Origin of the sequence: Lactobacillus sp. ESL0679 (assembly GCF_029433515.1) — a bacterium.
In the GTDB taxonomy this organism is placed as follows: Bacteria; Bacillota; Bacilli; order Lactobacillales; family Lactobacillaceae; genus Lactobacillus.
On record NZ_JAQTIG010000003.1, the window covers coordinates 127898 to 140208 of the forward strand.

The following is a 12311-nucleotide window of genomic DNA, read 5'->3' on the forward strand; positions in this document are numbered from 1 at the left end:
AGTAATTGCTTTCCAGCCTGTTTTATTTGGTTAAAGTTGAACCTGAATGACTTGTATCCCTGCCTTAATAAAATCATTAATAATCTTCTTGGGTGTAAAAGAATCGGTGATTAGTAAGTCGATGTCGGTTGCTTGGCAAATTGTGAAGTTAGAGAACTGCTTGAATTTACTATAATCAGCAACCACAATTAGTTTTCGAGCATGTTTAATAATTGCCTCATTAACTTTGGCTTCTTCAATAAATGGTGTAGAAACGCCACGATTTAAACTAAGTCCAGCACAACCAATAATTGCCCAATCGGCATAAATTTTTAAAAATGGCTCAATTGCTAAATCCCCGCTCATAATCATTTTACGACTGATATTGCCACCACTTAAAATAATTTTGCTATTGCTGGCACGCATATCCAAATTTCCCGCATAACCATTATTAGTTAAGATATTAACGTCTTTTCTTAACAAATATGGGATAGCCTCAAAGGCTGTTGTACTTGAATTAACAAAGACCCAATTGTGCTTTTCAACGTGGGATGAAGCCTCCTTACCAATTCGCTGCTTGATGTAACTTACAGAGTCTGTAAACGGAATTTCTTCAGGTTTGACTAAGGAAATAATTCCTTTTTCTTGTTCGATTTGTCCCTGATTGGCTAAATTACTGCAATCACGGCGAACTGTCATTATTGATACGCCTAATTTTTTACTAAGGTCATCTAACGAAATGTTTTTTTGATGATTTAGCAAGTCGATGATTTTTTTTCTTCTATTTTTTATTTCTTGGTATGAATTTTTCATTTTAGTTCCCTAGTTAATAATAATGCCCAACATTTTCTATCAAAAAAGTATCATAAAAATATGATAAAAACTAACATTTAGCTACATTTTATTTAAAAGTATCATAAAAACACCAAGTTATCATAAAATATGATTGAAAGCGATAACACAAAACAATATAATCTGTTATGAAAACAAATAAAGATACTTTTTAGGAGGAAAAAATGTCAAAACCTACAAATATTAATGAAGTTACACCTGCAGTTTTTGCGGAAAACAATTTCCCTGAATGGGGTACATATCTAAATGAACAGATTGCAGATAAACAAGTACCCGAAAAGTCATTCTCAATTTGGTGGCTAGGATGTATGGGAATGTGGCTCAAGACGCATGAAGGTACCAATATCGCTATTGATATGTGGAATGGCACAGGTAAGCACACACACGGTGACGGTAAAATGCGTAAAGGTCACCAAATGATGCGGATGACCGGTGGGGAAGCCTTACAGCCAAACATGCGTAACAAGCCATACGTAATTGATCCATTTGCAATTAGAGACTTGGATGCATTGTGCGTTACTCATACTCACCACGATCACTTAGATATTTATACTGCAGCTTGTGTAAATAAGTTCTGTCCAAATGCTAAGTTTATTGGGCCTCAAGGAGTTGCCGATGAATGGAAGTCGTGGGGTGTTCCTGAAGAAAAAATCATCGTTGTAAAGCCAGGTGACGAAGTCAAGGTAGGCGCTGTAACGATCAAGGCTCTAGAAGCTTTTGATAGAACAGAATTAGTAACTGAAGACGATCCTAATGTTAAATTGGCTGGGACGAAGCCAAAGGAAATGGCAAAGTTGGCCGTAAATTATCTTCTTGAAACTTCAGGTGGTAATTTATATCACTCAGGTGATTCTCATTATTCTAACACTTATGTTAAGCATGGTAATGAAAATAAAATTGATGTTACATTATGTGCTTATGGTGAAAATCCTCGTGGTATTACTGATAAATTGGATGATTCACAAGTTTTACGAATGGGTGAAGCTTTGAATACTAAAGTAATTATTCCAATGCACTATGATATTTGGTCAAATATTTATAGTGATCCTAAAGATATTTTAGCTTTATGGAGCAGAAAAAAGTACCGCTTACAATACAAATTTAAACCATATATTTGGCAAGTTGGCGGCGAATTCAATTATCCACAAGATAAAGATAATTTTGAATACATGTATGATCGTGGCTTCCATGATGCTTTTAAGAATGATCCAGACTTACCATTCCCAGAATTATTATAATTATTTTTTTAGATAATTATATGACAGGAGGGAATTATGCTACGTTATTTTTTAGAAAATCATTTGATTAATATCAGTACAGAGCATCCGCAAAATTGGGAAGATGCAATCAGAGTTTCTGGTGAAATTATGAAGTCAAATAATCTTGTTACTGATAAGTATGTTGATCAAGTAATTGCTGATGTTAAAAAGTATGGTCCGTATATTGTGATTGTACCTGGGGTTGCTATGCCTCACTCACAAGCGGATAGTTCAGGTGTTTTGGGTACTGGTATTGGTCTAACAATTTTTCCAGAAGCAGTTTCCTTCGACAAAGATGATTCTGAAAAGGATGCTCAGTTGTTCTTTATGTTAGCTGCCAAGGATAACAAGCAGCATATGGAGAATATTGCTAACTTGTCCAATATGCTAATGGAAGATGGCTTGATTGAAGACTTACGAAAAGTTAAAAGCTTAGAAGATTATCATCAGGTAATGGACAAGTACGAATTAAGCACAGAAGAGAGTAGGTAAGCAAATGCAAAATGTTTTAAATGTTTTACTAGCCATTTGGAGCTACTTTGCCACTAATGTTTTAGGACAACCTGCATTTATGATCGGTTTTATTGTTTTGATCGGTTATATTTTGGAACGTAAAAAGTGGTACGAAGTCTTGTCTGGCTTTTTAAAGGCTACAGTCGGGTACTTTATTTTGTCAGCTGGATCAGGTGGACTAGTTAATACTTTCCGACCAATTTTGGTTGGATTAAAAGATCGTTTTCATTTAAGTGCGATGATTATTGACCCATATTTTGGACAAAATGCCGTTAATGCGGGGATTATGCAACGATTTGGTCGTTCTTTTGCAGATACCATGTTGTTACTCTTGTTTGCATATATTATCAACATTTTGTTGGTGCGCTTTTCTAAATACACTAAATTAAGAGCAGTTTTTACAACTGGTAATGTTCAAGTTCAGCAGGCTGCTACTGCTTTCTGGCTAATTCTGTTTTGTTTTCCAACTTTAAATAGATTGTCAATTTTGGCAATTATGAGTTTGATCTTGGGACTTTATTGGGCCGTTGGTTCCAACTTAACTGTTGGGATTACGCAAGAGTTAACTGATGGTGCTGGTTTTGCGGTTGCTCACCAACAAATGTTTGGAATTTATTTCTTTGCTAAAATTTCTGAACTGCTTGAAAAGCATTCTATGAAAAAGGGCAAGGAAAATAAAAATAAGCGACTTGAAGATATTGAATTGCCTAGTTTTATGTCAATTTTTAATGACAACATGGTTTCAACTTCGTTGTTAATGCTGGTATTCATTGGTGCAATTTTAATCGTATTAGGTCCAGATTACTTAACTAAGGCTCATTTTATGCAAAAGGGTCAAAGCTTCGTCTTTTACATTTTGCAAACAGCCTTACAATTCTCAGTTTATCTTGCGATTTTACAGTTAGGTGTTAGAACTTTCGTTAATGAATTAACAGAATCCTTCACGGGTATTTCTGATAGATGGCTGCCTGGTGCAGTACCTGGTATTGATGTTGCTGCAACCTTAGGCTTTGGCTCACAAAATGCACAAACGATTGGGTTTATGTTTGGTGCATTAGGTCAATTTACAATGATCTTTTTGTTACTGATCTTCCATTCACCTACTTTGGTAATTGCAGGCTTTATCCCACTGTTCTTTGATAATGCTGCAATTGGTTTGTACTCTAACGATCGTGGTGGTTACAAGTGTGCCATGATAATGCCGTTTATTTCTGGCTTAATTCAGGTTGCTGGTTCAGCCTTAATTGCTACTTGGGTTGGTATGGCTCGTTATGGTGGCTACCTTGGTATGTTCGACTGGGCTACTGTTTGGCCATTCTTCACTGTGATTATGAAGTACTTAGGTTACTTTGGTGTTGCGATTATCATTATTGCCTTGCTGGCAATTCCACAATTACAGTACCGCGCAGACCCAGAAGGCTACTTCTTAATTACTGAAGATTACTCAGCTTGGGAAAAGTTAAATCATAAAGAAAAATAATATTTGTTTTAGGTTAAAGGAACGAGAATTATGAAAATTTTGACTGCATGTGCTAACGGTTCAGGAACCAGCTTAATGTTGATGAGAACTGTTAAAAAGACAATGGAAAAAATGGGTTATCAGATTACGCAAGCTGACCATACTTCAATTTCAGAAGCTAAAGGAATTGCCCGTAATTATGACGTTGTTTTTACTTCAATTCCATTTATTAAAATGTTTGACGAAGTAAAAAAACGTGGTGGTGAAGTAATTGGTATTAAGAATGTTATCTCAGCTAAAGAAGTTGAAGATAAGATTAATGAATCTGATATTCCAACAAAATTCAAGAAAAATTAAAGGAGATAATAATGACGATACCTAAATTACAAGTTGCTTTAGATAGTGATAATACTGCCCAAGCAATTAGTGTTTTACGCAAAGTTGAAGATTTAATTGATGTTGTTGAAGCTGGGACTATTTTGGTCTATCGCGATGGTTTAAGTGCTGTAAGAAATTTACGTGCAATGGCACCAGATAAAATTGTTTTGGCAGATGTGAAATGTGCTGATGCCGGAACAAAATGTGGTAAGTCTTGCAAAGATGCCGGTGCTGATTGGATGACTTGTATTAATGCGGCTACTGTGCCAACAATGAGCAATGCTCAAAAAGAAATTGAAGTTCAGGTTGAGCTTTATGAAGGCTGGGATGATAAAGATAGAATGCAACAATGGCTTGACAATGGGATTCACCAAGTTGTTTATCACCAAAGCCGTGATGCTAAGTTTGCTGGTCAAAAATGGTCTGAAAAAGATGTTGAAAACGTTAAGAATTTGATCAAGATGGGCTTCAAAGTATCTGTTACTGGTGGTGTTCATCCGGAAATTCTGCAGTTATTTAAGGGTGTACCTGTTTATACCTTTATTGCTGGTCGGGCTATTAGAGAAGCCGACGATCCCCGTGCTGTTGCACAACAGTTCAAGGACGAAATTAATAAAATTTGGGGTTAATTAATGATTAGGAAAACTATTGAGTTTAAATTCATGGTTTTCCTTTTATTTTAAATTAGAGAGGAAAAACAACATGACAGTAAATTCGTTAGGTATTTATGAAAAAGCCTTACCGCAGAATTTATCTTGGGAAGAAACCTTTAACTTAGTTCATCAATTAGGCTTTAATTTCTTGGAGTTTTCAATTGATGAAAGTGACAAGCGATTGGCGCGCTTGGATTGGACACATGATGAACGCAAAAAATTTCGTGACCTAATGTGGTCAACTAATACAAGGATTAATAACTTAATGCTGTCAGGACATCGCCGCTTTCCGTTAGGTTCTGCTGATCCTGCTGTCCGTAAAAAATCATTAGAGATGATGTCAAAGGCAGTTGATTTATGTGTTGACTTAGGCATACATAATATTCAGATGGCTGGCTATGATGTCTATTATGAAAAAAAGACCGATTTATCTCGTGAATATTATGTGGAAAATTTGATTAAATGTGTCCATATGGCAGCCAAGAAAAATATTATGCTGTCGATCGAAACAATGGATGATCCGTTTATTAATAATTTGTCTAAGATTGCGCAATATCATCAACTAACTCAAAGTCCGTGGCTGCAAGCTTATCCAGATTTGGGCAACTTAAGCGCATGGCCTGAAAATGATGTGCCCGCCGAAATCGAAAACTATATTGATACGATCTGTGCAATTCATCTAAAAGATAGTAAAAAAGTAACGTCCGATTTTAAGGGGCAATTTAAGAATGTACCTTTTGGTACGGGTTGTGTTGATTTTGTGGGCTTATTGCGAGAATTAGTTCGTCTTAACTATAATGGTAGTTTTACGATTGAAATGTGGTCAGGCGATAATGGCGATGAGAATGCACTAGAAGAAGTTAAGTCTGCGAAGACTTTCTTTGATAAAATTTTTGCTAAAGTTGGAATTAAGCAAGAAGTAGTTGAGTAATGGGGAGGTTATTATGCTTGAAAAGTTAAAAGAAGAAGTTTATAAGGCAAATATGTCGCTACCCAAACTAAATTTGGTAACTTTTACTTGGGGAAACGTATCTGGCATTGATCGTGACGCGGGTTTATATGTTATCAAGCCGTCAGGTGTACCATATGAGGAACTTAAGCCAGAAGACTTGGTAGTTGTTAATTTAAGGGGTGAGGTAGTCGAAGGAGATAAAAATCCATCTTCAGATACGCCAACCCATACATATTTATATAATCATTTTCCTAACATTGGTGGTATTGTTCATACACATTCACCTTGGGCGGTGTCTTTTGCGGCAGCTAAAATGGATATTCCGGCGTTAAACACTACACATGCCGATACATTTTATACTGATGTTCCAGCAGCTGATGCGTTAACTAAGGAAGAGATTGAAGAAGATTATGAAGGCAATACTGGTAAGACAATTGTTAGGACTTTTAAGGAGCGACATTTAGATTATGAAGCAACTCCGGCAGCTTTAGTGAGTCAGCACGGACCGTTTGCATGGGGAGAAACTCCTGAAAAAGCAGTATACAATGCCAAAGTTTTAGAAGTCGTTGCAGAAGAAGATTTTCATACCTTAGAATTAACGCATCAAAGTTCCGAATTGCCGCAATACTTACTTGATAAGCATTATTATCGTAAGCATGGGCCCAATGCTTACTATGGACAAAAATAACAAAAGAAGTTAAAGTTAGGTTATTTTAAAATGCGTTGTTTAGATTTAATATAATTGTTTTTTAGAAAGGTAATATTAAGATGGATTTCCAAGCTTTGGCCCAAAACATTTTGACTAATGTTGGCGGCAAAGAAAATGTGGCTAGTTTGGAGCGTTGCTTTACCAGATTACGCTTTGTTTTAAAAGATAGTAGTAAGGCAAATAGCGACGAAATTAGTCACTTAGAAGGTGTCATTCAAGTATTGAATGCCAACGGTCAGTTTCAGGTTGTGCTCGGTAATAACGTCGGTAAAACGTATGATGCAATTGAGCCAATGATTGGTGAGGCGACTTCAGCTTCAGTTGATGATGCGCCAAAAGAGAAGGTTGGGATAGGAACTAAAATTCTCAATGTAATTGCCGCGATTTTTACCCCAACTGTACCAGCAATTGCTGCATCGGGGATGATTAAAGGTTTCTTGGCAATTGCAGTAATTGTTGCTACCAATGTTTATCATACTGATATTACTAAGTTCAATACTTACATTATTTTAAGTGCGGCATCAGATGCTCTGTTCTACTTTATGCCGATTATTTTAGCTCGTTCATCGGCTAAGGTGTTTAAAACTAATGAATATATTGCGATGGTAATTGCGGCTACGCTTTGTTATCCGTCAATTGTTAATTTGATGACGGGTAAGGCGCCAGTTACCTTGTTTGGCTTACAAATTACTAAGGCAAGCTATACTTCGTCGGTTATTCCGATTATTATTGCCGTCTTTATCTTAGCTTATTTGGAACGCTTTATTGATCGGATTATGCCGGAAGTCTTAAAGATTATCATGGTGCCAACACTTTGTTTGCTGATTATGGTGCCTGCAACCTTAATGCTGTTTGGCCCAATTGGTATTTATCTTGGTAATTTCATCAACTGGCTTTACTACTATATTATGCATTTCAGCCCGATTTTATTAGGGGCATTTATTGGGGGTATTTGGTGTGTCTTGGTTGTCTTTGGTGCACATCGTGCCATTATTCCGATTGGGATTAATGACGTTGCTAAAACAGGCCACCAGAACTTACTGGCCTTTGCTGGTGCTGCCAACTTTTCTCAAGCTGGTGCTGCCCTAGGTGTTTTCTTGAAAACAAAAAATAAGAATCTAAAGACTGTTTCTGCTTCGGCAACGGTGACGGCGCTGTTTGGTATTACTGAGCCAGCAATCTATGGTGCTAACTTACGGCTAAAACGACCGATGGTTTATGCAGTTATCAGTGGTGCTCTAGGTGGCGCCTTAATGGGCTGGGGCGGTTCCTTTGGTAATGCCTTTGCTAATCAAGGAATTTTGACCATTCCGGTTTATGCTAGCAGCGGTCTGAAAGGCTTTGTTTGTTATCTGTTAGGATGTGCGATTGCCTTCTTTGGTGCTTGTATCTTAACGGTTGTCTTGGGCTTTAAGGATTTACCAGAAAAATTGTCGAGTCAAAATAGTGAAGAATTAGCTACGATTCCAGTTGCAGCAGCTGAAGATGAAGAAATCGCATCACCACTGGCAGGAAAAGTAATTGCTTTAGCACAAGTTAAAGATGAAGTCTTTTCGTCAGGAGCAATGGGCAAGGGTGTTGCCGTTGTGCCAACAGAAGGTGAAGTTGTGGCTCCTGCTGATTGTGAAGTGCAAGTTTTGTACCCAACAATGCACGCAATTGGCTTGCTGCTGGATAATGGGATTCAATTATTAATTCATATAGGTCAAGATACTGTCGAACTAAAAGGCAAATACTTTACTAGTCATACAGAAGTTGGCGCGCATTTAAGAAAGGGCGATCCGATTGTTAGCTTTGATTGTGCTAAAATCAAACAGGCTGGTTATGATTTAACAACGCCAGTAATTATTACTAATGCGGCTCCTGATGCATTAATTACAATGACAGATGAAAATGAAGTTGCGCAAGGCAATGTCTTAATGGAATTTAAGGGTAAGGTAACAAATGAAGAAGTTTAAGGATGATTTTTGGTGGGGAGCATCGTCTTCCGCATTTCAAATTGAGGGTGCTTGGGATGAAGACGGCAAGGGTGAGTCCGTTGCCGACTATAATTCGTTTAAGCACTCGGATGAGCAAGCCGATACCAAGGTAGCCAGTGACTTTTATCATCATTATCAAGAAGATATTAAGCTAATGAAGCAGATGGGGATGCAGGTTTACCGTTTCTCAATTGCGTGGACTAGAATTATTCCCGATGGCGATGGACAGGTCAACCAAGCTGGAATTGATTTTTATAATCGTGTGATCGATGAGTGTGTGGCTAATCAGATTATTCCCTTTGTGACCCTATATCATTTTGACTTGCCACTGGCGTTAGCTCAAAAGTACAATGGCTGGGCTAGTCGCGATTGCGTTAGTGCCTTTCGGCGTTATGCTCAGATTTGTTTTAAGGCTTTTGGCGACCGGGTTAAAAACTGGCAGGTAATTAATGAGCAAAACTTGATGGTGCGGGTTAATGAACGGATGAATATGGATAATGTCCCGCAAGCTGAGACCGAAAAGGTCCGCGCGCAGATGGATTATCACATGTTCCTAGCTTGTGCATACGCAATGAATGATTGTCACGCAATGGTTTCTGGCGGTAAGATTGGCCCGGCAATTTCGTCGACAATGACTTATCCGGTTAGCGATCGGCCGCTTGATGTCTGGGCAGCGAAAATGAACGATAATTTTAAGACTAATTATGCCTTAGAAATGTATTGCTTTGGTCAATATCCGGGTTACTATCGTCATTTTTTGCAAGAGCAGGGCATTTATCCGCAAACCGCAGCTGGCGACGACAAGGTTTTGGCAAGTGCGCGGCCTGACTTTATTGCGGTTAACTATTACCGTACTTTAGCGGCGGAATATTTACCGGCCGATCAAGAGCATCCAGTTGGTCAGCGCGTGAGCGATATTGACTTTGACCTTTATGGCTATTTTAAAATCAAAAAGAATGAGCATTTGAAGGCAACTGAATATGGCGCCCAAATTGATCCACTTGGCTTGCGGCTCGTTTTGAATGAATATTATCAAAAGTACCGCCTGCCAATGATTATTACCGAAAATGGCTTGGGAACAGCTGACGAATTGACTGCTGATGGCAAAGTTCACGATCAATATCGGATTGATTATTTACAAGCCCATATTGCGGCATGCTACGACGCAATTCAGGATGGTGTTGAGCTGTTTGGCTATTGTCCGTGGTCAGTAATGGACATTTTGAGTTCACACCAAGGCTTTAAAAAGCGCTACGGTTTTATCTATGTCAATCGCACCGATTTTGGCTTAAAGGACATGCGCAGAATACCTAAAGATAGTTTTTATTGGTATCAAAATGTAATTAAGAATAACGGCTTAGAAGAGTAAATAAAAATTCCACATTTGCGAGTCACAAATGTGGAATTTTTCGGTTATTTAGAATTTAGTTTCAAGAATATCATCTTCTGGACGGTGTTCTTGAATACGTAAGACTTGCCACGGGAAGACGTCAACTGGTTCAGCTACTTCGATTTCCAGCTTATTATCTTCATAGGTGAACTTTAAATCAACGCGCTTTTCAATCCATTCAACCCGATTAGTTTCATGAATTAAGCCAGTAACGGTAATTGTAGCAGGGAGCGGCTTTTTAACGAAAATATATTTTTGATAATGCATGTGGCGGTTTTGCAGGACAAAACTCTCGCCGTCGGCAGCAAGATTGCAAGGCTCGCCTTCATTAAAAGCATGGCCAAACATGTGCATCCAGTCATTGATTGGCGCTAACAATTGTTGACTTTCGTCGGTTAATTCGCCGTTTTCATCTACCGGTAAATCAATAATTGTTGCTTTACCAGCTTTACGTTGTGTCACCATTTTATCAATTACGTTATCTGGGGTATAGCTTTGCCCGGCAGGTTCGTTAACTAAAGCAATGGTGTACTTAGTGCAGGCAGCTTGAAAGGCAGTCTGGTCACCATTAGTTGAGACAGCGCGGGCGCCAATATCCCGGGCAGTTTTAACTAGTAAGTCGGCATTGGCTTTTTTAGTGTCAGATAGTTTAAAATTTAAGACAATTGCAAAATCAGGATTCATCAGATCTCTCCTTAGATATAATAATATTAAGTTTAACTCTAAAAGGAGGAAAATACGAAAAATGAAAATTATTATTTCCCCAGCAATGAAGATGAAAGTTGACTATGAAGCCTTTAAGGTAAGGTCAACGCCGCAGTTCTTACCGCAAGCTGAGCAATTAGCAGATTATTTAAAAAGCTGTGATTTAGCGCAGTTGAAGGCTATTTGGCAGGCAAGTGAGCGAACAGCTAAGGAAGGTCAGAGCCAGCTTGCTCAATTTGACTTAACGCAGACCAGCAATTTAACTCCGGCAGTTATTTCTTATTCCGGCATTCAGTACCAATATATGGCGGCAGATTTGTTTACTGCACCAGCGCTTGATTACTTACAGGACAAGGTGCGGATTTTGTCTGGCCTATATGGCGTTTTACGTCCGTTTGACGGCGTCTGGCCGTATCGCTTGGAGATGAAGAACAAGGTTACTGGCTTTAAAGAGCCAAATTTATATCGCTTCTGGGGTTCAACAATTGCGGATAATTTATTTAATGACGAATCGGTTCTAATTAACTTGGCGTCCAAGGAATATTCTAAGAATATCAGCCCGTATTTATCAGCCAAGCGGCGCATGATTAATATTGATTTCCAGGAGTGCAAGAATGGGCAATGGAAGACTGTTGGCGTGCATGCCAAAATGGCGCGAGGAGAAATGACGCGCTTCATTGCGGAAAATCAGCTGACTAAGCCCGAAGAATTACAGAATTTTAATGATTTTGGCTTTCAATTTATGCCCGAAGAAAGCACTGCTGATACCTATATCTTTCGCACGGAGTTTGACTTTAAAAGACGATAAAAATGTGTCAACTGTTCCAACTAATAGTAAAATATACCTATTGAAAAAGTGAGGTTTAAGTATGGAAATTGTTTTTGTTCGTCATGGTCAAACTGATTTAAATAAAATGGGTTGTATTCAGGGGTCGCTTTTTGATCACGATTTAAATGAGGCTGGTCGCGCCTATGCCGAAAAGGCTGCCGCCAATTTTGACCCGTCAAGTTTTGATGTTGTGTTTTCCAGTCCAATGAAAAGAGCATTGGAAACGGCGCGGATTTTTACTAAAGGGCAAAAAGAAATTAAGATTGATAACCGGTTGGTTGAGTTTAACTTTGGCGAGTGGGATGGTCAGCTGTTATCTGAGTTAGGCCAAAAATATCCTGATGCGATTGATCCTTGGGGCAAGGCAAATGCAAACTACATTAAGTACGCTCCACATGGCGAGAGCAACGAAGAGTTAAATGAGCGTTGCGGGCAATTCTTAGATGATATTACCCAAAATTATGCTGGTAAAAAAGTTTTGGTGGTTTGTCATGGTACGTTAATCCGGATGATGTTTGCCCATTACTTTACTAATGGTGATTTTAACTATTTTGACACGATGAAGAATTGTGCTTTAGCAAAAATTTCGTACCGCGATCATACGCCGCGAATTAACTATTATAATCAAGTGTTAGCGCTTTAATAAATGATGAA

The 12311-nt window shown here is 38.3% G+C and carries 13 protein-coding genes; 11 read left to right on the top strand and 2 right to left on the bottom strand.

The window, feature by feature from the left end:
• Positions 1–30 precede the first annotated feature (30 nt).
• Entirely contained in the window at positions 31–792 is a 762-nt protein-coding gene (locus tag PT287_RS05245; protein ID WP_277133210.1) for a DeoR/GlpR family DNA-binding transcription regulator, read from the bottom strand.
• Between the two features lie 203 nt (positions 793–995).
• Here PT287_RS05245 and ulaG point away from each other — a divergent pair, with 203 nt between their 5' ends.
• The 9 genes from ulaG (at position 996) to PT287_RS05290 (ending at position 10102) form a co-directional block, all read left to right on the top strand.
• Positions 996–2069 carry an L-ascorbate 6-phosphate lactonase gene (ulaG, locus tag PT287_RS05250; RefSeq protein ID WP_277133212.1) on the top strand — a complete coding sequence of 358 codons (1074 nt, stop codon included), beginning with the start codon at positions 996–998 and terminating at the stop codon, positions 2067–2069.
• A gap of 36 nt (positions 2070–2105) precedes the next feature.
• Entirely contained in the window at positions 2106–2582 is a 477-nt protein-coding gene (locus PT287_RS05255) for a PTS sugar transporter subunit IIA (protein WP_277133214.1), read from the top strand.
• A gap of 4 nt (positions 2583–2586) precedes the next feature.
• The gene (locus PT287_RS05260; RefSeq protein WP_277133216.1) at positions 2587–4083 is read left to right on the top strand and encodes a PTS ascorbate transporter subunit IIC; all 1497 of its coding nucleotides are present in this window, start codon (positions 2587–2589) and stop codon (positions 4081–4083) included.
• A 30-nt stretch (positions 4084–4113) separates the two neighbouring features.
• A complete protein-coding gene (locus PT287_RS05265) occupies positions 4114–4419 on the top strand; it encodes a PTS sugar transporter subunit IIB (RefSeq protein ID WP_277133218.1) in 306 nt (101 codons plus the stop codon).
• Between the two features lie 11 nt (positions 4420–4430).
• Positions 4431–5069 carry a 3-keto-L-gulonate-6-phosphate decarboxylase UlaD gene (locus PT287_RS05270; protein ID WP_277133220.1) on the top strand — a complete coding sequence of 213 codons (639 nt, stop codon included), beginning with the start codon at positions 4431–4433 and terminating at the stop codon, positions 5067–5069.
• A gap of 73 nt (positions 5070–5142) precedes the next feature.
• Complete coding sequence (locus PT287_RS05275) at positions 5143–6024, top strand: L-ribulose-5-phosphate 3-epimerase (protein WP_277133221.1); 882 nt, start codon at positions 5143–5145, stop codon at positions 6022–6024.
• Between the two features lie 13 nt (positions 6025–6037).
• Positions 6038–6733 carry an L-ribulose-5-phosphate 4-epimerase gene (locus PT287_RS05280; protein WP_277133223.1) on the top strand — a complete coding sequence of 232 codons (696 nt, stop codon included), beginning with the start codon at positions 6038–6040 and terminating at the stop codon, positions 6731–6733.
• Between the two features lie 80 nt (positions 6734–6813).
• Positions 6814–8712 carry a beta-glucoside-specific PTS transporter subunit IIABC gene (locus PT287_RS05285; RefSeq protein ID WP_277133224.1) on the top strand — a complete coding sequence of 633 codons (1899 nt, stop codon included), beginning with the start codon at positions 6814–6816 and terminating at the stop codon, positions 8710–8712.
• A complete protein-coding gene (locus PT287_RS05290) occupies positions 8699–10102 on the top strand; it encodes a glycoside hydrolase family 1 protein (RefSeq protein WP_277133226.1) in 1404 nt (467 codons plus the stop codon). Before PT287_RS05285 ends, PT287_RS05290 begins: the two co-directional genes overlap by 14 nt.
• A gap of 48 nt (positions 10103–10150) precedes the next feature.
• Here PT287_RS05290 and PT287_RS05295 read toward each other — a convergent pair whose 3' ends face one another.
• Positions 10151–10807: a hypothetical protein gene (locus tag PT287_RS05295; RefSeq protein WP_277133228.1), complete on the bottom strand. Its 657-nt coding sequence runs from the start codon at positions 10805–10807 to the stop codon at positions 10151–10153.
• Positions 10808–10868: 61 nt separating this feature from the next.
• Between PT287_RS05295 and yaaA the strand changes: the two genes are divergently transcribed.
• Both yaaA and PT287_RS05305 read left to right on the top strand, forming a co-directional pair.
• Positions 10869–11636, top strand: coding sequence for a peroxide stress protein YaaA (yaaA, locus tag PT287_RS05300; RefSeq protein ID WP_277133230.1), 768 nt, complete (start codon positions 10869–10871; stop codon positions 11634–11636).
• A 61-nt stretch (positions 11637–11697) separates the two neighbouring features.
• The gene (locus PT287_RS05305; protein WP_277133232.1) at positions 11698–12300 is read left to right on the top strand and encodes a histidine phosphatase family protein; all 603 of its coding nucleotides are present in this window, start codon (positions 11698–11700) and stop codon (positions 12298–12300) included.
• Positions 12301–12311: the final 11 nt, after the last annotated feature.